Origin of the sequence: Acidovorax sp. 99, from assembly GCF_003096455.1 — a bacterium.
GTDB classification, from domain to species: Bacteria; Pseudomonadota; Gammaproteobacteria; order Burkholderiales; family Burkholderiaceae_C; genus Acidovorax; species Acidovorax delafieldii.
This window is the reverse complement of record NZ_QEKU01000001.1, coordinates 3,612,541-3,635,766: the sequence shown is the minus strand read 5'-3', so window position 1 is coordinate 3,635,766 and position 23,226 is coordinate 3,612,541. Positions and strand designations below refer to the sequence as shown.

Here is a 23,226-nt window from a genome sequence, read left to right as displayed (position 1 = left end):
TGCCGGGAGCCTGGAACCACGGGCACTGTACGGCATGGCGCCAGAACTTGTTCGCTATAAATTCAATAGCTGCCAGCGCATATAAAACCGGCGCTAGCAGCTATTTTTATTAGAAATCGTCGCCTGAACCCATCGCCAGGTTCTCAAAGCGCGTCTGGTTCTTCTGGAAGAACAGCTTCACGGTTCCGGTGGGGCCGTTCCGCTGTTTGCCGATGATGACCTCGGCCACGTTGGGCTCCTTGGAGTCTTTGTTGTAGTAGTCGTCGCGGTAGATGAACATGATGATGTCCGCGTCCTGCTCGATGGCGCCCGATTCGCGTAGGTCGGACATCATGGGGCGCTTGTCGGTACGCTGCTCCACCGAGCGGTTGAGCTGAGACAGCGCGATCACCGGGCATTGCAGCTCCTTGGCCAGCATCTTGAGGCCCCGGGAAATTTCGCCCAGCTCCGTCGCCCGGTTGTCCGAGCCCGACGAACCCGAGCCGCTCATGAGCTGCAAGTAGTCCACCACGATCAGACCCAGCTTGCCGCACTGGCGCGCCAGACGGCGAGCGTTGGCACGCAGCTCGCTGGGCGTGAGGCCCGGGGTTTCGTCAATGTGCAGCGACACCGTGCGCAGCTTTTCGATGGCTTCGGTCAGGCGTGGCCATTCATCGTCGGTGAGCTTGCCGGTGCGCAGGTTGCCCTGGTTCACCCGGCCGATCGAGCCCACGATACGCACCGCCAATTGAGCAGCGCCCATTTCCATCGAGAAGATAGCGACCGGCAAGCCCTCGTTGAGCGCCACGTGCTCAGCAATGTTCACCGCGAACGAGGTTTTGCCCATGGACGGGCGGGCTGCCAGCACCACCATGTCGCCCGCCTGCAAGCCACTGGTCATGCGGTCCAGGTCGGCAAAGCCGGTGGGGACGCCCGTGACGTCCACAGGGTTGTCAGCCATCTCCTGCACGCGGTCGAGCAGGTCAATCACCAGCGTGTCGAGCGACTGGAAGCCCTGCTTGGTGCGCGAACCCTCTTCGCCAATGGCAAAGATCTTGGCCTCGGCTTCGTCCAGGATGCGTTCCACCGTTTTGCCTTGGGGGTTGAACGCGTTGGTCGAAATTTCGTCGCTGGCCGTGACCAGCTTGCGCAGGATGGCGCGTTCACGGACGATTTCGGCATAGCGCCGAATATTGCTGGCACTGGGTACGTATTGCGCCAGATTGTTCAGATAGGCCAGCCCGCCCATCTCCTGCGCCTTGCCCTGGTTCTGGAGGTGCTCGAACACCGTGATCACGTCGGCTGGCTTGCTGGCATTGATCAGCGCGCCAATGGCCGTGTAGATCATCTGGTGCTCGTGGCGATAGAAATGGCTTTCTACCAGCAGGTCGCCCACTCGGTCCCAGGCGTTGTTGTCCAGCAGCAGACCACCCAGCACACTGGACTCCGCCTCGATGGAGTGCGGTGGCACACGCAACTGGGCAATTTCACGGTCCGGCACGGGCGTGAATCCATCATCAAGGGGTGGGAAAACGGCAGACATGGAATCCTTGGAGCTAACCCGGCATGCTATCGCCCACGCGGCGTGTCGTCATGGCACAAGTCTGTGGATAAGGCGGGGGTAACCCGTGGGCAACCGTGTACAAACTACGGTCACACAAAGACAAAAGCCGCCCAAGGGCGGCTTTTTTGAGAGGTCCAGACGGACGATCAGGCGGTTTCGCCGTAGACCGACACGTTGACTTCCACGACCACGTCGGTATGCAGAGCCACGCTCACAGCGCTGTCGCTCACGACCTTGATCGGGCCGTTGGGCAGGCGGATTTGCGACTTGGCAACCTTGTAGCCTTGCTTGTTCAGCTCTTCAGCGATGTCGTGGTTGGTCACGGAACCAAACAGACGGCCGTCCACGCCAGCCTTTTGCGTCAGCTTGACGGTGGTGCCAGCCAGCTTTTCGCCTTGGGCTTGGGCTTCTGCCAGCTTGGCAGCAGCGGCCTTTTCGAGTTCAGCGCGCTTGGCTTCGAACTCTGCCTTGGCAGCTTCGGTGGCGCGACGTGCGCGGCCAGCGGGAATCAGAAAGTTGCGGGCGTAGCCGTCTTTGACCTTGACGATTTCACCGAGGTTGCCGAGGTTCACAACCTTGTCGAGCAGGATGATTTGCATGGGTTGTGCTCCTTAGATCTTGTGCTGGTCGCTGTAAGGCACCAGGGCCAGGAAGCGTGCGCGCTTGATGGCAGTGTTCAGCTGACGCTGGAAGATGGCGCGCGTGCCGGTCAGGCGTGCGGGGATGATCTTGCCGTTTTCGGCGATGAAATCGCGCAGCGTATCGACATCCTTGTAGTCGATTTCTTCAACACCGGTCACCGTGAAGCGGCAAAAGCGCTTGCGCTTGAACAGCAGGGACTGGGTGTTGCGCTTTGGGCGCTTGTCTTTGTTGAACTTCTTGAACGTGGCCATTGCGGACCCCTTGAAAATTAATTTTGTTGAATATCCTGGATGTGCAGCACTGCAGTCTTGCCATTGCGCGGTGTGGCCAGAAATCCATGAAAAGTCCAGAGACTTCCGATGTTTTGCCTTGCCAGTCGCTCAGCCATCGCTCCAAAGGCGGTGGCTTTCATGACGGCCTTGACTTCGCGGGGATGGCCTGCTTCAGTTTGCTGGGACTCGTGTTCGAGGCGCAGCGTGAGGGCAGGCAGTCCGGCGGGCGTGTATCGCAGGGGCTCAGCCTCTGCGATACAGGCGGTCAAGACGACGCGGTTCTCCACTCCAAAGAGAGAAGAGGATCAGCGCTCGCCGGCCGCTGCGTATTCAGCTTGGCTGGCCTTGCGGGCTTCTTCGCGCTCGACGGTCTTCATCATGGAGGAAGGACCGGTTTCAGCCTTCTTCTTTTGCACGGTCAGGTGGCGCAGCACGGCGTCGTTGAACTTGAAGGCGTGCTCCAGTTCAGCCATCACAGCCTGGTCGGCTTCGATATTCACGCACAGGTAGTGGGCCTTGGCCAGCTTGTTGATCAGGTACGCCAGTTGACGACGGCCCCAGTCTTCCACGCGGTGCACCTTGCCACCGCCAGCGGTGATCATGCCCTTGTAGCGCTCCAGCATGGCTGGAACTTGTTCGCTTTGATCCGGATGGATCAACAAAATGATTTCGTAATGACGCATGCAGACTCCTTTTGGGTGAGACCACCCACCGCGTCTAGAAGTGGTGTGGCAAGGGAAAGCCTGCGATTATAACCCGACCGCTTGCGCTTGTACACTCAGCACACCCGCTACAGCATCGTCCACACCCCATTTGTCCAGCCATGGAAGCTGCGGCCCTTGCAAAAACGGCGGTTGGGCCGACATGCCTTACAACCACTTGCGCCAACCCAGTGCCGTCATAACGACAAATCCCTGGCGCAGACCTTGATATTTCCCGGCAAGCCCCCAGATGCCGCGCGTACTGCTTTTTTACCTCTTCAAATCCTGACATGTCAGACCACAGCCAAACCAACCCCTCCCCAAGCGCCCCCGCCCCCGAAGAAGTCGAAGCCGCCATGGCCGCCCACGCCTCCGATGAGCTGGCACGCCTGCAGGGCGAGCTGGCCGAGCTGAAGGCCAAAAGTGCCGATCTGGCGGACCAGTTCCTGCGCGCCAAGGCCGAGGCGGAGAACGCGCGCCGCCGCGCTGAAGAGGAAGTGTCCAAGGCACGCAAGTTCGGCATCGAGAGTTTTGCCGAGAGCCTGCTGCCCGTGGCTGACAGCCTGGACGCGGCCCTGGCCATCAAGGAGGCCACGCCCCAGCAGCTGCGCGAAGGCGCCGACGCCACCTTGCGCCAGTTGACGTCTGCGCTGGAGCGCAACAAGGTGGTGGCCATCAACCCCGCCGCAGGCGCCAAGTTCGACCCCCACCAGCACCAGGCCATCAGCGTGGTGCCCGCGGAGCAAGAAGCCAATACGGTGGTGGCTGTGCTGCAAAAGGGCTACGTGATCGCGGAGCGCGTGTTGCGCCCGGCCTTGGTCACCGTGACCGCGCCCAAGTAAGCCTCAAAAAAATCGACCTGGAAGACTTGAAGCAAACCAAGTTATCCACAAGTTACTAGCCATCCAAACCATTCAAGCATTCGGAGAAAAATCATGGGAAGAATCATCGGCATTGACCTGGGCACCACCAACAGCTGCGTTTCCATCATGGAGGGCAACACGACCCGCGTGATTGAAAACAGCGAAGGTGCACGCACCACGCCCTCCATCGTGGCCTACCAGGAAGACGGCGAGATCCTCGTCGGCGCCTCGGCCAAGCGCCAGGCCGTGACCAACCCCAAGAACACCCTGTATGCCGTCAAACGCCTGATCGGCCGCAAGTTCACCGAAAAGGAAGTGCAAAAGGACATCGACCTGATGCCTTACAAGATCGTGGCTGCCGACAACGGCGACGCCTGGATCGAAGTGCGTGGCAACAAGCTGTCGGCCCAGCAGGTGTCCGCAGACATCCTGCGCAAGATGAAGAAAACGGCTGAAGACTACCTGGGCGAGCCCGTGACGGAAGCCGTCATCACCGTGCCCGCGTACTTCAACGACGCCCAGCGCCAGGCCACCAAGGACGCTGGCCGCATCGCTGGCCTTGATGTCAAGCGCATCATCAACGAGCCCACCGCTGCAGCCTTGGCCTTTGGCCTCGACAAGCAGGAAAAGGGCGACCGCAAGATTGCCGTGTATGACCTGGGTGGCGGCACGTTCGACGTGTCCATCATCGAAATCGCCGACGTGGATGGCGAAAAGCAGTTCGAAGTGCTGTCGACCAATGGTGACACCTTCCTGGGCGGCGAGGACTTCGACCAACGCATCATCGACTTCATCATCGGCGAGTTCAAGAAGGAACAAGGCGTGGACCTGTCCAAGGACGTCCTGGCCCTGCAACGCCTGAAGGAAGCCGCCGAAAAGGCCAAGATCGAGTTGTCGAATTCGGCAGCGACCGACATCAACCTGCCCTACATCACGGCCGACGCCTCGGGTCCCAAGCACCTGAACATCAAGCTGACCCGCTCCAAGCTGGAACAACTGGTGGAAGAGCTGATCGAGCGCACCATCGCTCCTTGCCGCATGGCGATCAAGGACGCGGGCGTGTCGGTGTCCGACATCCATGACGTGATTCTGGTCGGTGGCATGACCCGCATGCCCAAGGTGCAGGAGAAGGTCAAGGAATTCTTCGGCAAGGACCCCCGCAAGGATGTGAACCCTGACGAAGCCGTGGCCGTGGGCGCCGCCATCCAGGGCCAAGTGCTGTCGGGCGACCGCAAGGACGTGCTGCTGCTGGACGTGACCCCCCTGTCGCTGGGTATCGAAACCCTGGGCGGTGTGATGACCAAGATGATCACCAAGAACACGACCATCCCGACGAAATTCGCTCAGACCTTCTCGACGGCCGACGACAACCAGCCCGCCGTGACCATCAAGGTCTATCAGGGCGAGCGCGAAATGGCCACCGGCAACAAGCTGCTGGGCGAGTTCAACCTCGAAGGCATTCCACCCGCAGCCCGTGGTGTTCCGCAGATCGAAGTGTCGTTCGACATTGACGCCAACGGCATCTTGCACGTGGGCGCCAAGGACAAGGGCACCGGCAAGGAAAACAAGATCACCATCAAGGCCAACTCGGGCCTGTCGGAAGAAGAAATCCAGAAGATGGTGAAGGACGCCGAGCTGAACGCTGCGGACGACAAGAAGAAGCTGGAACTGGTGCAGGCCCGCAACCAGGGTGAAGCCGCTGTGCACAGCGTCAACAAGAGCCTGGCCGAACACGGCGACAAGCTCGACGCAGGTGAAAAGGACGCGATCGCTGCAGCCGTGAAGGCCCTCGAAGAAGCCCTCAAGGGTGAAGACAAGGCCGCGATTGACGAAAAGACGACCGCGCTGATGGCCGCCAGCCAGAAGCTGGGCGAGAAGATGTACGCCGAATCGCAGGCAGCGCAAGCCGCCCAGGCGGCCGGTGGTGCAGACGCCGCAGGCGCATCGGCCGGTGCAGCCAACAAGCCCGCAGACGACGACAACGTCGTTGATGCCGAGGTGAAGGAAGTCAAGAAGGGCTGAACGAGCCCCCGTTGACCCGAGCCGCCGCGCAATGCTCGTCAGGGGCTGCGCGGCGTTCCTGTTCCAACCGGGTTCTGAATCACTATGTCCAAACGAGACTTTTACGAAATCCTGGGTGTTCCGAAGAACGCCTCGGACGAAGAAATCAAAAAGGCCTATCGCAAGCTGGCGATGAAGCACCATCCTGACCGCAATCAGGGGGACGCAGCCAAGCCTGCCGAGGAAAAATTCAAAGAGGCCAAAGAGGCCTACGAGATGCTCTCGGACCCACAAAAGCGCGCGGCCTATGACCAGTATGGCCATGCGGGGGTAGACCCCAACATGCGCGGCCCTGGTGGCGCGGGAGCAGAAGGATTTGGCGGTTTTGCGGAAGCCTTCGGCGACATCTTTGGCGACATGTTCGGCCAACAAGGCGGGCGCGGGCGCGGCGCCGGTGGACGCCAGGTCTACCGTGGCAGTGACCTCAGCTATGCCATGGAGATCACGCTCGAAGAAGCAGCTCGCGGCAAAGACGCGCAGATTCGCATCCCGTCCTGGGACACCTGCGACACCTGCCATGGCAGCGGCGCCAAACCCGGCACCAGCGCCAAGACCTGCGGCACCTGTCAAGGCGCGGGCACTGTGCAAATGCGCCAGGGCTTCTTCAGCGTGCAACAGACCTGCCCCCACTGCCGTGGCACGGGCAAGATCATTCCTGAGCCTTGCACCACCTGCCATGGCCAGGGCAAGCTCAAGAAGCAGAAGACGCTGGAAGTGAAGATTCCTGCCGGCATCGACGATGGCATGCGCATCCGTTCCACCGGCAACGGCGAGCCGGGTACCAACGGCGGCCCGCCGGGCGACCTGTACATCGAGATCCGCCTGAAGAAACACGACATCTTCGAGCGCGACGGCGACGACCTGCACTGCCAGGTACCGGTGAGCTTCATCACAGCGGCGCTGGGTGGCGAGATCGAGGTGCCCACCCTGCAGGGCAAGGCGGCCATCGACATCCCCGAAGGCACCCAGGCCGGCAAGCAGTTCCGCCTGCGCGGCAAGGGCATCAAGGGTGTGCGCGCCAGCTACCCGGGTGACCTGTACTGCCACATTGCGGTCGAGACACCCGTCAAGCTCACCGAACACCAGCGCAAGCTGCTGCGCGAGCTGGAAGACTCCCTCAAGAAGGGCGGCGCACGCCATTCGCCCAGCGGCGAGAGCTGGACGGACCGGCTGAAGAACTTCTTCAGCTGATCACGCGCGGGTTTCCCGCCAAAAACCGCCTGCAGCCCCAAAGCCGCAGGCGGTTTTTTCTTGATGCAAGGCAAGAAACCCCCTGGCAACGTCCGCAGGCGCAATCCGACCAGTAGGATGGTCATCATCGATGATCACCCGGGAGTCTGGACACATGAACGTCAACATCACTTTCCTGGGGGGCTCCGGCACCGTCACCGGCTCCAAGTACATGGTGCGTTACAACGGCAAGAGCCTGCTGGTCGATTGCGGCCTGTTCCAGGGCTACAAGCAGTTGCGCCTGCGCAATTGGCAGCCCCTGCCCGTCACGCCTCAACAGATCGACGCCGTGGTGCTGACCCATGCCCACCTGGACCACAGCGGCTACCTGCCGCTGCTGGCGCGCGACGGCTACACCCACGCCATCCACTGCACCCCGGGCACACGTGACCTGTGCACCATCCTGCTGCCCGACAGCGGGCACCTGCAGGAGGAGGACGCGGCCTTCCTCAACCGCCACCAGCTCAGCAGCCACAGCCCCGCTCTGCCCCTGTATACCCGGCTCGACGCGCTGCACTGCCTCAAACAATTCCAGATCCATGCCTTCCACAAGGCGTTCGAGCCCCTGCCCGGCTGGCGCGTGACCTTTTCGCCCGCAGGCCACATCCTGGGCGCGGCCAGCGTGCTGCTGGAGGTGGGCGGCAGGCGAATCCTGTTCTCTGGCGACCTGGGCCGGCCGGACGACTTGCTGATGAATCCACCGGATGCCCCGCCCCAGGCGGACACCGTGCTCATCGAATCCACCTATGGCGACCGCGAGCACCCGCCCGAAGGTCTGCTCGACGAACTGGGCCCCGCACTGCAGCGCCTGGCCGCACGCGGGGGCATCGCCGTGGTGCCCGTCTTCGCCGTGGGCCGCGCGCAGGCCGTGCTGCACGCCATCGGGTTGCTGAAGGCGCAGGGTGTAGTGCCTGCATCGCTCAAGGTATTCCTCGATAGCCCCATGGCCGTGAGCACCACCGGACTGTTCCAGCACCACATGCAGGAACACCGCCTGAGCGGCCGCGAGGTGCAGGCGCTAGAGCATGGCGCCACCATGGTCCAGACACCCGAGCAATCCAAAGGACTGGCCAAACTGCATGGTCCCATGGTCATCCTGTCGGCCAGTGGCATGGCTACCGGGGGCCGCGTGCTGCACCACCTGGCACTGCACGCTGGCGATCACCGCAACATGATCATTCTGACCGGGCACCAGGCGCCGGGCACACGCGGCGCGCGGCTGGCTGAAGGCGAAAAGACCATCCGCATTCACGGCCAGGACGTGGCCGTGCGCGCCGAAGTGGTCAAGCTGTCTTCCGCATCGGCCCACGCCGACGGCAACCAGCTCATCGCCTGGCTGCGCAGCATGGGCCACGCGCCCGACCAGGTGTATGTGGTGCATGGCGAAATGGGCGCCGCCGACCTGCTGCGCCAGCGCATAGAACACGAATTGCGCTGGCGGGCCTCAGTGCCAGAGCACGGCAGCACCTGCGCGGCCTGAGCCTCGGTCTCTTTCTGCACTCCAGGAGAGCCGCTCTCGCGCAGAAGGGCATCGCAGCCATCGCGTATCGCGATGACAAATCATCAACAATGCGGAGAAAATATGAAACCTTCTCTTTTTGAGAAGTCAAAACCCCATGAAAAGCTCCGAGCGCAGTTTTGCGCGCCGTATTGACCTCACCTCGCTGCAATTGTTTGTGGCGGTGTGCGAGCTGGGCAGCATCGGCCGCGCCGCCGAGCGCGAATTCATTGCAGCATCGGCGGTCAGCAAGCGCCTGTCGGACCTGGAAACGGCTGTAGACACCGCCCTGCTCTACCGCCACAGCCGGGGTGTGACGCTCACGCCCGCTGGCGAGAGCCTGCTGCACCATGCGCGCACCGTGCTGTTTGGCCTGGAGCGCATGCAGGGCGAACTGAGTGAATATGCCGACGGCGTTCGCGGCCATGTCCGCATGCACGCCAACATCTCGGCCATCTTCCAGTTCCTGCCCGAAGACCTGGGCGCCTTCGCGCGCGAGCACAGCCAGATCAAGATCGACCTGCAGGAGCACCTCTCCAGCGATGTGCTGCACGCCGTGCAAGAGGGAGCCGCCGACCTGGGCATCTGCAACATCGGCATGGCGAACGGCGGCGGCGTCCTGGAGCTGCAGAGCCGCCCCTACCGCGCCGACAATTTGGTGCTGGTTGTGCCCCGAGCGCATGATTTATCTGCGCTGGATGCTATTAATTTTGAAGAAGTCCTGGACTGGGACATTGTGGGCCTGCACGCCAACAGCAGCATCAGCCTGGCCATGCGCGCAGCCGCTGCAGCAGCCGGGCGCCCCCTGCGCCAGCGCATCCAGGTGACGGGGCTGGACGCCATGTGCCGCATGATCGACAACGGCCTGGGCGTGGGCCTGCTGCCCGACCGGGCGTTTGCGCTGATGCGCGGCGTGGGCAACCTGCAAGCCATTCCGCTGACCGATGCCTGGGCCCACCGCGAACTGCGGGTGGTAGCCCGCGACTTTGATGCCCTGCCCATCACGGCGCGTTTGCTGGTGGAACACCTCTCACCCCGGGCAGAACCCGCCCCGGCGCACCCGGCCCCCGACACTAAAATCCAATCACCCACCTGAAAGCAGAAAGAAAGCCACGCCATGGGACGCACCCTGTACGACAAGATCTGGGACGAGCATGTCGTCCACACCGAAGAGGACGGCACCTCCATCCTCTACATCGACCGCCATCTGGTGCATGAAGTCACCAGCCCTCAGGCATTCGAAGGCCTGCGCGAGGCGGGCCGCAAGGTCTGGCGCATGAGTTCCATCGTGGCCACGGCCGACCACAACACGCCCACCACGGGCTGGGAAAACGGCTACGACGGCATCACCGATCCGATCAGCAAAGAACAGATCACCACGCTGAACGACAACATCGCACAGATCACACCCGCCGCGTTCTTCCCGTTCATGCACAAGCGCCAGGGCATCGTGCACGTGATCGGCCCTGAAAACGGTGCCACCCTGCCCGGCATGACCGTGGTCTGCGGCGACAGCCACACCAGCACGCACGGCGCGTTTGGCGCCCTGGCCCACGGCATCGGCACCTCCGAGGTCGAGCACGTGATGGCCACGCAGACCTTGCTGGCCAAAAAAGCCAAGAACATGCTGGTGCAGGTTGATGGCACCTTGGCCAAAGGCGTGACGCCCAAAGACGTGGTGCTGGCCATCATCGGCAAGATCGGCACGGCTGGCGGCACGGGCTACACCATTGAATTTGCAGGTTCTGTCTTCCGCGCGATGAGCATGGAAGGCCGCATGACCGTGTGCAATATGGCCATCGAAGGTGGTGCTCGCGCGGGTCTGGTGGCGGTGGACGACAAGACCATCGAATACGTCAAGGGCCGCCCCCTGTCGCCCACGGGCGTGGAATGGGACCAGGCCGTTGCGTACTGGAGGACGCTGCACTCCGACGCCGACGCAAAGTTCGACACCGTGGTCAAGCTTGATGCGGCCGACATCGTGCCGCAGGTCACCTGGGGCACCAGCCCCGAGATGGTGCTGGGCGTGAACGCCCGCGTGCCCGACCCGGACAAGGAAAAGGACGTCAACAAGCGTGGTGCCATCGAGCGCGCGCTGACGTACATGGGCCTGCAGCCCGGCAAGCCGATCAATGACATCACGATCGACAAGGTGTTCATCGGCAGCTGTACCAACAGCCGCATCGAAGACATGCGCGAAGCCGCCGCCGTGGTGAAGAACCTGGGTCGCAAGGTGGCCAGCAATGTGAAGCTGGCCATGGTGGTTCCCGGCTCGGGGCTGGTCAAGGAGCAGGCCGAGCGCGAGGGCCTGGACAAGATTTTTGTGGCCGCAGGCTTCGAGTGGCGCGAGCCCGGTTGCAGCATGTGCCTGGCCATGAACGCCGACCGGCTGGAGCCTGGAGAGCGCTGCGCCTCCACCAGCAACCGCAACTTTGAAGGCCGCCAGGGTGCTGGCGGCCGCACGCACCTGGTGAGCCCGGCCATGGCCGCAGCCGCTGCGGTGCACGGCCACTTTGTGGACATCCGCCAGTTCACCTGAGCTAATCATTCATCCCATCATCCGCCCGTTGTCCCCTCTACTGCCCCAACCGCCTGAAGGAGCCTTGTCATGAAAAAGACCGCCACCCTCATCGCCCTGTCTCTGGCCTTTGTGCTGGCTGGCTGCAACACCGTCAAGGGTGTGGGCCAGGACATTGGCAAAGCCGGTAGCGCCATCGAGCGGGCCGCCAAGTAACTGATACCGCCATGCAAAAATTCACCTTGCTCAAGGGCCTTGTGGCCCCCATGGACCGCGAGAACGTCGATACCGACGCCATCATCCCCAAGCAGTTCCTCAAGTCGATCAAGAAGACGGGCTTTGGCCCCAACCTGTTTGACGAATGGCGCTACCTGGACAAGGGCGAGCCGGGCATCCCCGAAAGCCAGCGCAAGCCCAACCCCGACTTTGTGCTGAACCAGCCACGTTACAAAGGCGCGAGCATCCTGATCGCGCGCAAGAACTTTGGCTGCGGCTCCAGCCGCGAACACGCGCCCTGGGCGCTGGACCAGTTCGGCTTTCGCGCCGTGATCGCGCCCAGCTTTGCCGACATCTTCTTCAACAACTGCTTCAAGAACGGCCTGCTGCCCATCGTGCTGCCTGAGGCCACCGTCGCCCAGCTGTTTGACGAAGTGGCGGCCTTCCCCGGCTACCAGCTCACCATCGACCTGGAGCGCCAGGTCATCGTGCGCCCCCAGGGCGAAGAGATCCCGTTCGACGTGCAGGCCTTCCGCAAGTACTGCCTGCTCAACGGTTTTGACGACATCGGCCTGACCCTGCGCCAGTCGGACAAGATCAAGGCCTTTGAAGCCCAGCGGCTTGCCACCAAGCCCTGGCTGGCACACACCATGGTGTCGTAACTCAAAAATTCAGCCCAATCGGCCGCAAGCGCTACATCCATATGCGCTAGCAGCTATCAAAAACAAAGCAAAATCAATGAAAATCGCAGTTCTGCCGGGTGACGGCATCGGTACCGAAATCGTGGCCGAGGCCGTCAAGGTCCTCAACGCACTCGACCTGAAGTTCGAAATGGAATCCGCCCTGGTCGGCGGCGCCGCCTACGAGGCCCACGGCCACCCGCTGCCCGAGTCCACCCTCAAGCTCGCCAAGGAAGCCGACGCCATTCTGTTCGGCGCCGTGGGCGACTGGAAATACGACAAGCTCGACAGGCCCCTGCGCCCCGAACAGGCCATCCTGGGCCTGCGCAAGAACCTGGGCCTGTTCGCCAACTTCCGCCCCGCCATCTGCTACGAGCAGCTGGTGGGTGCATCGAGCCTCAAGCCCGAGCTGATTGCCGGCCTCGATATCCTCATCATCCGCGAGTTGACGGGCGACATCTACTTTGGCCAGCCCCGCGGCCGTCGCACGGCAGTGGACGGCCACTTTCCCGGTGCCGAAGAAGCCTTCGACACCATGCGCTATAGCCGCCCCGAGATCGAGCGCATCGCCCACGTCGCGTTCCAGGCCGCCCGCAAGCGCAACAAGAAGGTCACCAGCGTGGACAAGGCCAACGTGCTCGAAACCTTCCAGTTCTGGAAGGATGTCATGACCGAGGTGGGCCAGCAGTACCCCGACGTGGAACTCCAGCACATGTACGTGGACAACGCGGCCATGCAACTGGTCAAGGCCCCCAAGGCGTTTGACGTGGTCGTGACCGGCAACATGTTCGGCGACATCCTGTCGGACGAAGCCTCCATGCTGACTGGCTCCATCGGCATGCTGCCCTCGGCCAGTCTGAACAGCAGCAACCAGGGCCTGTACGAGCCCAGCCACGGCAGCGCCCCCGACATCGCCGGCAAGGGCGTGGCCAACCCGCTGGCCACCATCCTCTCGGCAGCGATGATGCTGCGCTTCAGCCTGAACCAGGAAGCCGCCGCCCAGCGCATCGAAGCCGCCGTGCAGAAGGTGCTGGCCCAGGGCCTGCGCACGCCCGACATCTACAGCGAAGGCACCACCAAGGTCGGCACGGCGCAGATGGGCGACGCGGTGGTGAAGGCGCTGCAGGCGTAAATCACCCCAGCCGTCCGAGCTGCCCACAGCGGCGGCGCGCGGCATCCGCAAAAGGCGATCCTCTGTGATCGCCTTTTTTATGGGCGCGGACCGACTCGCACACCCATCCAGCCCGCCAGGGGCGCCGTCGCCGAGCGGACCATGGCGTTCCCGCAACGCTGCAAGCCCCGTGCAAGCCGCGATCCATTACAATCATGCCCATGTTTGCCGCCCGCCCGTTCGACCTGAACACCGCAACTGCCGCCCTGGCAGGCGTGGCTGTGCGCGCAATCACCACCAAAACCACGACCATTATTAAGGGCTGATCCAGCTCCGGTACCGTCGTGCGCCCTCTCCCGGCCAGACGAGCCGGGGCAAACAGTCTGGTCTGGCACTGTTTCTTAATCTGAAAGGGGCGTTGAAATGAGCAAGTTGGTAGGTTTGGTCGGCTGGCGCGGCATGGTCGGCTCGGTGTTGATGGACCGCATGGTCGAGGAAAAAGACTTCGACCTGATTGAGCCATTGTTCTTCTCCACATCCAATGCCGGCGGCAAAGCCCCTGCGCAGGCCAAGAACGAAACCACACTGCAAGACGCCTTCAACATCGACGCCTTGAAGCGCTGCGACATCATCATCACAGCCCAAGGCGGCGACTACACCACCGAAGTCTTCCCCAAGCTGCGCGCCGCAGGCTGGAACGGCCACTGGATTGACGCGGCATCCACCCTGCGCATGGAAAAAGACGCAGTCATCATCCTGGACCCCGTCAACATGCCCGTCATCAAGGACGCGCTGGCCAACGGCGGCAAGAACTGGGTAGGCGGCAACTGCACCGTGAGCTGCATGCTGATGGGCGTGGGCGCACTCTACAAGGCCGGCCTAGTCGAGTGGATGAGCACCCAGACTTACCAGGCAGCCTCGGGCGGCGGCGCGCAGCACATGCGCGAACTGCTCACGCAATACGGCACGCTCAACGCCGAAGTGAAGGCCCTGCTCGACGACCCCAAGAGCGCCATCCTGGAAATCGACCGCAAGGTCATCGCCAAGCAGCGCGCACTGACCGGTGCAGAAACCGCCAACTTTGGCGTGCCGCTGGGTGGCTCGCTGATCCCCTGGATCGACAAGGACCTGGGCAACGGCCAGTCCAAGGAAGAGTGGAAGGGCATGGCCGAAACCAACAAGATTTTGGGCCTGGGCGAAGGCTTTGACTCCGCAGCCATTCCAGTCGACGGATTCTGCGTGCGCGTGGGTGCCATGCGCTGCCACAGCCAGGCACTGACCTTCAAGCTCAAGAAGGACGTGCCCGTGGCCGACCTCGAAGCCATGATCGCCGCCGACAACGAGTGGGTGAAGGTGGTACCCAACACCCGCGAAGCCACCATCAAGGACCTGACACCCGTCGCCGTGACGGGCACCATGACCATCCCCGTGGGCCGCATCCGCAAGCTGGCCATGGGCCCTGAGTATGTCGGCGCCTTCACCATCGGCGACCAGCTCCTCTGGGGCGCCGCCGAGCCACTGCGTCGCATGCTGCGCATCTTGCTCAACGCCTGATCGTCTCACTTCACAAAGCGCGCGCAAGCCCCCTTGCGCGCGCTTTTTTACGCCTGAGACATCGACACACTCGGTTACGCGGCGTTGGCAATTGGCAACATCTGCACGCCCCAATTTGGGGCGCCGGGACCCCACTCAAAGCTTCGGAGCCACCTCAGCTTGTCAGTGCAAAACATTGATGCTATGGTGCTTTTTACATATTTTCACGCGCCGGGGCGGGGATCAGACCATGAGAACAAAAGCACCGCTCGTCCGAGCCGCAAAAAATCCTAATCAGTTGTTGGCAAACATGCATCGTTGGAAATTTTCTGTCCTGGCGGCTGCGGCCGTGGCTTGCGCTGGTTTCTACACCAGCGACGCGTCTGCGCTGGCACTGGGCCGCATCACCGTGCAGTCTGCCCTGGGCGAGCCGCTGCGCGCTGAAATCGACCTGCCACAGATCACTCCTGCCGAAGCGGACTCGCTGCGTGCCACGACGGCCACGCCTGAGGTCTTCCGTGCCCAGGGCATGGAATACACGCAGACCATGAACAACCTGCAGATTCAACTGCAGCGCCGCGCCGACGGCACCGCCGTGTTGCGCCTGTCAAGCGACCGGCCTGTGAACGAACCCTTCCTGGACTTGGTGCTGGATGCCAACTGGGGCTCAGGCCGCATCGTTCGCAGCTACACCATGCTGTTTGACCCGCCAAGCATGCGCCGCGCAGCGCCTGCCGTCACAGCAGCGCCCCAAATTTCTGCACCGGTGGCGCCCCAGGTCCCTGCGACGCGCCCCGCAGCCACAGCCCGTGCCAGCGAGGCAACCGCCGCTGCACCCGCACCCCGTGCGGCAGCCCCACGCCCCGCCCCCGCAGATGGCGTGACGGTACAGGCCGGCGATACCGCCGGCCGCATCGCGAACGCGTACAAGCCTGCAGGCGTTTCGCTCGACCAGATGCTGGTCGCCATGATGCGTACTAACCCGGACGCATTCATCCAGGGCAACGTCAACCGCCTGAGGGCAGGTGCCGTGCTGCAAATGCCCGACCAGGCCGCAGCGCAATCCACTACAGCCCCCGAAGCACGTCAGATTCTGGCCGCACAGGCCCGTGACTTCAACGACTTCCGCCGCAAACTCGCGGGTGCGGCCCCTTCGACCGAAGTGGCAGCTGCCCAGCGCTCCGCCTCTGGCACCGTACAGACGCGCGTAGAAGACAAAAAGCCCGCGACTGCAGCGCCCGACAAGCTCACTCTGTCCAAGGGGGCCGTCAAAGGCCAGAAGGCAGCCGAAGAGCAAGTCGCCAAGGACAAACAGGCCAGCGAAGCCGCCACGCGGATGGCAGAGTTGTCCAAGAACATCACCGACCTCAACAAGCTGAGCGCAGCCTCTGCAGCCGCGGGAGGCAGCCCTGCGCCCGCCGCAGCGGGTGCAGCCAGCGCACCTGCGGGGGTGGCCGTGCAGGCCCCAGCCGTCCCGGCAACACCGACCGCGCCGCCGGCGCCCGAAGCCCCGGCATCCGCCCCCGCAGCGGCCGCGAGCACCCCGCCAGACACCGCAGTGGCAGCAGAAGCGGCCGCCTCGGCACCCGCCACGGAAGCGTCGGCACCCGCACCGGCCCCCAAACCGGCGCCCACACCCAAACCTGCTCCGGCCCCCGTCGAGGAGCCCGGTTTCCTGTCCACCCTCATGGACGACCCACTGTTGCCTATTGGCGGCGGCATCCTGGTGGCGGGTCTGCTCGGATTTGGCGCTTACCGCCTGGTCCAGCGCCGTCGACAGAACGGTGGGGTGGACAGCTCCTTCCTGGAAAGTCGCATTCAACCTGACTCGTTTTTTGGTGCCAGCGGCGGCCAGCGTGTAGACACAGCCAACAGCGACATGACCACCGGCTCGTCCATGGCCTATTCACCCAGCCAACTGGACGCCGGCGGTGACGTGGACCCCGTGGCCGAAGCCGACGTTTATCTGGCCTACGGCCGCGATCTCCAGGCCGAAGAAATCCTGAAAGAAGCCGTGCGCCACAACCCGGGCCGCGTCTCAGTGCACGTCAAGCTGGGTGAAATCTACGCCAAGCGCCAGGACCGCAAAGCCCTTGAGGCCGTCGCAGGCGAAGTGTTCAAGCTGACCCAGGGCGAAGGGCCTGACTGGAACCGCATTGCCGAACTCGGGCGTGACCTGGAGCCCGAAAACCGCCTGTACCAACCTGGCGGCCGCCCCGGAATGGCCGAGGATGAATCGCCCTCCGTGCCACCGGGCGGGTTCCCCAGCACCTTCACTGGTGCAGGCAGCCCTGCCGCAGCCCTGCCCCCAGACTTGGACCTCGACCTGGATCTGGACCTGCCCGATGACGCGCTGACGGACGCCCCCCCCGCTGCAGCCGGTGGTTTTGCTGCGGCCGCTGCGGCTGCTGCGGCCAACAACCGCAGTGAAGCCAGCGAACCACAGACGCTGCGCCCCGAGTTGGATCTGCCCAGCATCCCCGACGAGCCCACGGCCGCGTGGAGCAGTCAGGAAACCGCTCCGAGTCCCATGATGGCGCCGCCTCCAGTGGCCAATCTGGACTTCCCCAGCAGCGACGACCTGACCATGGCGCCGTCCGGCCCCATGCCTCTCCATGGCGAGCCCCAAGACTCCGGCCCTATGGAGTTTGATCTGGGCGACCTGTCGCTGGACCTGAACGCCCCCTCCAAGCCCATGGCAGCTCCCGCCGCCAAGGCCCCGGCGGCTCCCGCACCGGAATTCACCGACGATGGATCGGCCGCAGCGCAGGACGACCCGCTGGCCACCAAGCTTGCGCTGGCCGAAGAGTTCAACGCCATCGGGGACACCGACGGCGCTCGTACGCTGATTGAAGAGGTGGTGGCAGAGTCCAGCGGCGCCCTCAAGACCCGCGCCCAGCGCATGCTGGCCGAACTGGGCTGATGCCGCTCAGCCCCTCCGCTGATTTAACCCCCAGCACGTCCCCAGGCCGCCCCGTGACCCGGGTGGCGCTGGGTGTCAGCTATAACGGCCAGGCCTACAGTGGCTGGCAGAGCCAGCTTTCTGGCAATACCGTGCAGGACAAACTCGAAGCGGCCCTGGGCCGCTTTGCTACGCATCCGGTCAGCACGCTCTGCGCAGGCCGCACGGATGCCGGTGTGCACGGGCTGATGCAGGTCGTGCACTTTGATACCCCCCTCAACCGCTCTGCCGCATCTTGGGTGCGGGGCACCAACACCTTCCTGCCGCCTGACATTGCGGTTCAGTGGGCTCAGGCCGTGCCTGAGCAATTCCACGCGCGCGCCAGTGCGGTGGCACGGCGGTATGCCTACGTGTTGCTGCAGTCGCCGGTACGGCCCAGCGTAGATGCCGGTCGGGTGGGCTGGGTGTTTCACCCGCTGGACCATGGCGCCATGCGGCAGGCAGCCGACTACCTGATCGGCGAACATGACTTCACCTCGTTCCGCGCGTCCGCCTGCCAGGCCAAGACCCCCGTCAAAACCTTGCATCGCATCGACATCGTGCGACGGGGCGCGAGTGCACCGCACCCAGAGCTAGGCTGGAGCCCCTGTTACTGGCGTTTTGAATTTGAAGCCAACGCCTTCTTGCACCACATGATCCGCAACATCATGGGCTGCCTGATCGCCATCGGCCAGGGCACGCAGCCTCCCGAATGGATGGCCGAGGTGCTGGCAGCCCGGTCCCGCAAGGTGGCCGCGCCGACATTCTCGCCAGACGGGTTGTACTTTCAAGGGCCCGTCTACGACGCCGCCTGGGGGCTACCCCAGCGCACGGCTGCGTATGATTGGCTTCCATGAACCAGGCCACCACACCGACCGCAACCACCCCAGCCGCCAGTCAACGCCTCCACGCCCCTTTCCAGGCATCTGCCAACGTACGCACCCGCATCAAGATCTGCGGGCTGACCCGCGAGGAAGACGTGGATGCAGCTGTGGCTGCGGGCGCCGATGCGGTGGGTTTTGTGCTCTACGCCCCCAGCCCACGGTCGGTCACCCCCCCACGGGCCGCGCAGTTGGCACGGCGCCTGCCGCCGTTTGTCACGCCCGTGCTGCTGTTCGTGAACGAATTCACTCCTAATGTGATAGCAGCCAGTGCAATGATTGCTGGCGCTACAGTGCAATTCCATGGTGATGAGACGCCACAGGACTGCATGGCGGCCACCCACCAGGGGGCACGCCCCTACCTGCGCGCAGCCCGAATTCCCCTCGGTGATGGAGCGGCGCAGTTTGACCTCGTAAAATACGCCCACGATTACTCTCACGCCCAAGCCATCCTGCTCGACGCCCATGTCGAGGGGTTTGGCGGCAGCGGCAAGGCATTCAATTGGTCACTCCTTCCACCAAGCGTCAGCTCTCACCTCGTTTTGTCTGGTGGACTCACGCCTGCAAACGTGACCGATGGCATTTTGCAAGTCCGCCCGCGGGGTCTCTCGCTGGCGGTTGATGTCAGTTCCGGCGTCGAAGCCGATGGTCCTGATGGCAAACCCGTCAAGGGCATCAAGGACGCCGTGAAGATCCAACGCTTCGTTGCCGCCGTGCGTGCGGCCGATGCACAACTTGCAAAGAACCCCCATGAATTCCTATCAGCAACCTGATGCTTCCGGCCATTTCGGCCCGTATGGTGGCAGCTTCGTCAGCGAAACCCTGACCCACGCCATCCAGGAACTGCGCGAGGCTTACGCGCGCTACCAGAACGACCCTGAATTTCTGGCTGAATTCCATTACGAACTCAAGCACTTCGTCGGTCGCCCCTCCCCCATCTACCATGCAGCGCGCACCAGCCGCGAGATGGGCGGCGCACAGATCTATCTCAAGCGCGAAGACCTGAACCACACAGGCGCGCACAAGATCAACAATGTGATCGGCCAAGCCATGCTGGCCAAGCGCATGGGCAAGCCCCGCGTGATTGCCGAGACGGGTGCAGGCCAGCACGGCGTGGCCACTGCCACCATCTGCGCGCGCTACGGGCTCGAATGCGTTGTTTACATGGGTGCCGAAGACGTGAAGCGCCAAAGCCCCAACGTGTACCGCATGAAACTGCTGGGCGCTACGGTGGTGCCCGTGGAGTCTGGCAGCAAGACCTTGAAGGACGCCCTGAACGACGCCATGCGCGACTGGGTGGCGAATGTGGACAACACCTTCTACATCATCGGCACGGTGGCGGGCCCGCACCCCTACCCCATGATGGTGCGCGACTTCCAGAGCGTAATCGGCAAGGAATGCATTGAGCAAATGCCCAGCATGCTGGCCGAGCAAAAGGTGCTGGGCGACCAACCCGATGCGGTTATCGCCTGCGTGGGTGGTGGCAGCAATGCCATGGGTATCTTTCACCCTTACATCCCTTTCGAGAAAACGCGCCTCATCGGCGTGGAGGCTGCGGGCGAAGGCCTGGAGTCGGGCAAACACTCGGCATCGCTGCAAAAGGGCAGCGCGGGTGTGCTGCACGGCAACCGCACTTTCATCCTGCAGGATGACAACGGCCAGATCACCGAAACCCATAGCATCAGCGCAGGCCTGGACTACCCCGGCGTGGGCCCGGAGCACGCCTGGTTGCAGGAAATCGGCCGCGCCGAATACGTCGGCATCACCGACCAGGAAGCGCTGGACGCCTTCCACTACCTCTGCCGCACCGAGGGCATCATCCCCGCACTCGAATCCAGTCATGCCGTGGCCTACGCCATGAAGCTGGCCAAAACCATGCGCCCAGACCAGTCGATCCTGGTCAACCTCTCGGGCCGGGGCGACAAGGACATTGGTACTGTGGCCGATCTCAGTGGCGCCGACTTTTACTGCCGACCCAGCTGCCAGGGGCAGTCCGTGAAGGGCGGCGAGCAACCCATCAAGTTGGTGAAATAAATGAGCCGTATCGCATCCACCTTTTCTGCCCTGCAAGCACAGGGCCGCAAGGCGCTGATTCCTTATGTGACCGCCGGTTTCCCGTTTGCCGACATCACCCCCGCGCTCATGCACGGCATGGTCGAGGCCGGTGCCGACGTGATCGAGCTGGGCGTGCCCTTTTCCGACCCCATGGCCGATGGCCCGGTGATCCAGAAGGCGGGTGAAAAAGCCCTCAGCCTGGGCATTGGCATGGTGCAGGTGCTCGACCATGTGCGTGAGTTCCGCAAGCGCAACAGCACCACGCCAGTGGTGTTGATGGGCTATGCCAACCCTGTGGAACGCTACGACCAGAAGCACGGCGAAGGTGCGTTTGTGCGCGACTCCGCCGCTGCGGGCGTGGACGGCGTGCTCATCGTGGACTACCCACCCGAAGAATGCGAAGCCTTTGCCGCCAGCCTGCGCGCGCACGGCATGGACCTGATCTTCCTGCTGGCCCCCACCAGCACGGATGAACGCATGGCCCAGGTGGCGCGTGTGGCCAGCGGCTATGTGTACTACGTGTCGCTCAAGGGCGTGACCGGCTCAGGCGCGCTGGACACGGCGGCCGTGGAGCAGATGCTGCCCCGTATTCGCCAGCACGTGACCATCCCGGTGGGTGTGGGCTTCGGCATCCGCGACGCCGCCACCGCCCAGGCCATCGGCAAGGTGGCCGATGCCGTGGTCATCGGTAGCCGCATCATCCAGTTGATTGAAGACCAGGAGCACGCCAAGGTGGTGCCCCTGACCATCGACTTCCTGCGCGGCATCCGCAAGGCCCTGGACGCCTAGTCGCATAATGCAGCCCGGCGCATCCTGCGGGGTGCGCCGACAGATTCACACCCGGCCTGCCCCGCAAACGCCTACGGGCTTTGTAGCAGGTCGCGCCACTGAAGAGGAGAACACCATGTCCTGGCTCGAAAAACTTCTGCCCGCCAAAATCCAGCAAACCGACCCCACCGAGCGCCGTCAGGTGCCCGAAGGCCTGTGGATCAAGTGCCCGAGCTGCGAGACGGTGCTCTACAAGGCCGACCTGGAGCACAACCAGAATGTGTGCCCCCACTGCAGCCACCACCACCGCATCGGCGCGCGCGCCCGACTGGACGCATTTCTGGATGCTGAAGGCCGCTACGAAATCGGCCAGGAAGTGCTGCCCGTAGACGCGCTCAAGTTCAAGGACAGCCGCAAGTACCCCGAGCGCCTGAAGGAGGCCCTGGAGAACACCGGCGAGACCGACGCCCTCATCGTGATGGGCGGCGCGGTCAAGAGCATCAACGTCGTCGCCGCCTGCTTCGAGTTCGACTTCATGGGCGGCTCCATGGGCTCCGTGGTGGGCGAGCGATTTGTGCGTGGTGTGGAAACCGCCATCGAGCAAAAGGTGCCCTTCATCTGCTTTACCGCCACCGGCGGCGCCCGCATGCAGGAAGGCCTGCTGTCGCTCATGCAGATGGCCAAGACCAACGCAGCACTGACCCGCCTGGCCAAGAAGGGCCTGCCCTACATCAGTGTGCTGACCGACCCCACCATGGGTGGCGTGAGCGCAGGTTTTGCCTTTGTGGGCGACATCGTGATTGCCGAGCCCAAGGCGCTGATCGGCTTTGCTGGCCCGCGCGTGATCGAATCCACCGTGCGCGTGACCCTGCCCGAGGGCTTCCAGCGTGCAGAGTTCCTGCAAACCAAGGGCGCGGTGGACTTCATCTGCGACCGCCGCGAACTGCGCAACACCGTGGCCAGCAGTTTAGCCATGCTGCAACGACTGCCTGCTGACGCGGTGATGTAAATACCCGCCCCCCCGAAAAGGGGACTGGGTGAGGCCTCACCACGCCATTGCTATATTTTCAATAGCAAACAGAGCATATTTGGCTAGCGCATCGGGCCTTTGGGATGCTTAACGCATCACACTGGCCTGCAAATGGCCCAGAACAATCATCACGACCTGCAGCGCCACCAGCGCCACCAATGGCGACAGGTCGAAGCCGCCCATCAGCGGAATGACGCGCCGAAAAGGACGCAACACAGGCTCACACAGACGCGCGATCACATCCGCCAGCGGTGAACGGCCACCCTGTACCCAGGACAGGACGGCATAGACAATCAGCAGGCCGATCAGCCCCGAAACCGCCACGCGCAGCAGCCCGAACAATGCCAACCAGGGCAACCACGCCCATGCCGATCCCGCACTGAGCAGCAAGGTCAACAACGCGTACTGCACCAGCTGCACCAGCATCGCAGCCACCAGACTGGACACATCCCAACGCCCCGCAGGGGGGATCACCCGTCGCAGCGGCATGATCAGCCAGTCGGTCAACGCAAACACCAACCCACCGACCGGGTTGGAGAACGGCACCCGCTGCCACTGCATGTACAGCCGCAAAAGGCAGGCTCCGGTCAGCAAGCCGCCAACAACATCGAGCAGGAAAGAGGCGATCTGATAGAGCATGGATGAGACAAAAACAGTGGTGTGCAGCAAAAGCCGACGGTGTC

22 protein-coding genes are annotated in these 23,226 nt (G+C 63.2%); 16 read left to right on the top strand and 6 right to left on the bottom strand.

All coding sequences use genetic code 11. The features are described 5' to 3' along the window. Window positions 1–109: 109 nt before the first annotated feature. The 5 genes from dnaB to rpsF all read right to left on the bottom strand — a co-directional run bounded on the left by dnaB (window position 110) and on the right by rpsF (window position 3,140). Window positions 110–1,522 (bottom strand): replicative DNA helicase, encoded by a 1,413-nt coding sequence (gene dnaB / locus C8C95_RS16860; protein WP_056061481.1) that lies wholly within the window; start codon window positions 1,520–1,522, stop codon window positions 110–112. Window positions 1,523–1,689: 167 nt separating this feature from the next. Beyond that, window positions 1,690–2,142 (bottom strand): 50S ribosomal protein L9, encoded by a 453-nt coding sequence (gene rplI, locus C8C95_RS16855; protein WP_015013247.1) that lies wholly within the window; start codon window positions 2,140–2,142, stop codon window positions 1,690–1,692. Window positions 2,143–2,154: 12 nt separating this feature from the next. Beyond that, window positions 2,155–2,436 (bottom strand): 30S ribosomal protein S18, encoded by a 282-nt coding sequence (rpsR, locus tag C8C95_RS16850; RefSeq protein ID WP_005795932.1) that lies wholly within the window; start codon window positions 2,434–2,436, stop codon window positions 2,155–2,157. 17 nt (window positions 2,437–2,453) lie between these two features. Next, window positions 2,454–2,744 carry a primosomal replication protein N gene (gene priB / locus C8C95_RS16845; RefSeq protein ID WP_116749333.1) on the bottom strand — a complete coding sequence of 97 codons (291 nt, stop codon included), beginning with the start codon at window positions 2,742–2,744 and terminating at the stop codon, window positions 2,454–2,456. An 18-nt stretch (window positions 2,745–2,762) separates the two neighbouring features. Next, window positions 2,763–3,140, bottom strand: coding sequence for a 30S ribosomal protein S6 (rpsF, locus tag C8C95_RS16840; RefSeq protein WP_015013245.1), 378 nt, complete (start codon window positions 3,138–3,140; stop codon window positions 2,763–2,765). Window positions 3,141–3,448: 308 nt separating this feature from the next. Here rpsF and grpE point away from each other — a divergent pair, with 308 nt between their 5' ends. From grpE to accD, 16 genes are all read left to right on the top strand, one after another. After that, window positions 3,449–4,000 carry a nucleotide exchange factor GrpE gene (gene grpE, locus C8C95_RS16835; protein WP_056747651.1) on the top strand — a complete coding sequence of 184 codons (552 nt, stop codon included), beginning with the start codon at window positions 3,449–3,451 and terminating at the stop codon, window positions 3,998–4,000. Window positions 4,001–4,093: 93 nt separating this feature from the next. Further along, window positions 4,094–6,043 carry a molecular chaperone DnaK gene (gene dnaK / locus C8C95_RS16830; RefSeq protein WP_056061472.1) on the top strand — a complete coding sequence of 650 codons (1,950 nt, stop codon included), beginning with the start codon at window positions 4,094–4,096 and terminating at the stop codon, window positions 6,041–6,043. Between the two features lie 84 nt (window positions 6,044–6,127). Next, the gene (gene dnaJ / locus C8C95_RS16825; RefSeq protein ID WP_056061470.1) at window positions 6,128–7,273 is read left to right on the top strand and encodes a molecular chaperone DnaJ; all 1,146 of its coding nucleotides are present in this window, start codon (window positions 6,128–6,130) and stop codon (window positions 7,271–7,273) included. A gap of 154 nt (window positions 7,274–7,427) precedes the next feature. Then, window positions 7,428–8,792, top strand: coding sequence for an MBL fold metallo-hydrolase (locus C8C95_RS16820; RefSeq protein WP_116749332.1), 1,365 nt, complete (start codon window positions 7,428–7,430; stop codon window positions 8,790–8,792). Window positions 8,793–8,928: 136 nt separating this feature from the next. Further along, complete coding sequence (locus C8C95_RS16815; RefSeq protein ID WP_116749331.1) at window positions 8,929–9,906, top strand: LysR family transcriptional regulator; 978 nt, start codon at window positions 8,929–8,931, stop codon at window positions 9,904–9,906. A gap of 21 nt (window positions 9,907–9,927) precedes the next feature. Then, window positions 9,928–11,349 carry a 3-isopropylmalate dehydratase large subunit gene (gene leuC / locus C8C95_RS16810; protein WP_116749330.1) on the top strand — a complete coding sequence of 474 codons (1,422 nt, stop codon included), beginning with the start codon at window positions 9,928–9,930 and terminating at the stop codon, window positions 11,347–11,349. A gap of 69 nt (window positions 11,350–11,418) precedes the next feature. After that, window positions 11,419–11,544: an entericidin A/B family lipoprotein gene (locus C8C95_RS16805; protein WP_005795904.1), complete on the top strand. Its 126-nt coding sequence runs from the start codon at window positions 11,419–11,421 to the stop codon at window positions 11,542–11,544. Between the two features lie 11 nt (window positions 11,545–11,555). After that, complete coding sequence (leuD, locus tag C8C95_RS16800; protein ID WP_116749329.1) at window positions 11,556–12,206, top strand: 3-isopropylmalate dehydratase small subunit; 651 nt, start codon at window positions 11,556–11,558, stop codon at window positions 12,204–12,206. A gap of 76 nt (window positions 12,207–12,282) precedes the next feature. Then, a complete protein-coding gene (leuB, locus tag C8C95_RS16795) occupies window positions 12,283–13,356 on the top strand; it encodes a 3-isopropylmalate dehydrogenase (protein WP_116749328.1) in 1,074 nt (357 codons plus the stop codon). 402 nt (window positions 13,357–13,758) lie between these two features. Then, window positions 13,759–14,889 (top strand): aspartate-semialdehyde dehydrogenase, encoded by a 1,131-nt coding sequence (asd, locus tag C8C95_RS16790; protein ID WP_056061454.1) that lies wholly within the window; start codon window positions 13,759–13,761, stop codon window positions 14,887–14,889. Window positions 14,890–15,178: 289 nt separating this feature from the next. Next, a complete protein-coding gene (locus tag C8C95_RS16785; protein WP_116749327.1) occupies window positions 15,179–17,791 on the top strand; it encodes a FimV/HubP family polar landmark protein in 2,613 nt (870 codons plus the stop codon). Then, a complete protein-coding gene (gene truA / locus C8C95_RS16780) occupies window positions 17,791–18,666 on the top strand; it encodes a tRNA pseudouridine(38-40) synthase TruA (protein ID WP_207780613.1) in 876 nt (291 codons plus the stop codon). The genes C8C95_RS16785 and truA overlap by 1 nt, the downstream gene beginning before the upstream one ends. Beyond that, the gene (locus C8C95_RS16775) at window positions 18,663–19,463 is read left to right on the top strand and encodes a phosphoribosylanthranilate isomerase (RefSeq protein ID WP_116749325.1); all 801 of its coding nucleotides are present in this window, start codon (window positions 18,663–18,665) and stop codon (window positions 19,461–19,463) included. The genes truA and C8C95_RS16775 overlap by 4 nt, the downstream gene beginning before the upstream one ends. After that, window positions 19,441–20,724, top strand: a complete 1,284-nt coding sequence (gene trpB / locus C8C95_RS16770; protein ID WP_056061441.1) for a tryptophan synthase subunit beta — start codon at window positions 19,441–19,443, stop codon at window positions 20,722–20,724. The genes C8C95_RS16775 and trpB overlap by 23 nt, the downstream gene beginning before the upstream one ends. Then, window positions 20,725–21,534 (top strand): tryptophan synthase subunit alpha, encoded by an 810-nt coding sequence (trpA, locus tag C8C95_RS16765; RefSeq protein ID WP_056747631.1) that lies wholly within the window; start codon window positions 20,725–20,727, stop codon window positions 21,532–21,534. A 115-nt stretch (window positions 21,535–21,649) separates the two neighbouring features. Beyond that, window positions 21,650–22,522: an acetyl-CoA carboxylase, carboxyltransferase subunit beta gene (accD, locus tag C8C95_RS16760; RefSeq protein ID WP_015013229.1), complete on the top strand. Its 873-nt coding sequence runs from the start codon at window positions 21,650–21,652 to the stop codon at window positions 22,520–22,522. Between the two features lie 108 nt (window positions 22,523–22,630). Here accD and C8C95_RS16755 read toward each other — a convergent pair whose 3' ends face one another. Then, window positions 22,631–23,182: a YggT family protein gene (locus tag C8C95_RS16755; RefSeq protein ID WP_116750331.1), complete on the bottom strand. Its 552-nt coding sequence runs from the start codon at window positions 23,180–23,182 to the stop codon at window positions 22,631–22,633. Between the last annotated feature and the right edge of the window lie 44 nt (window positions 23,183–23,226).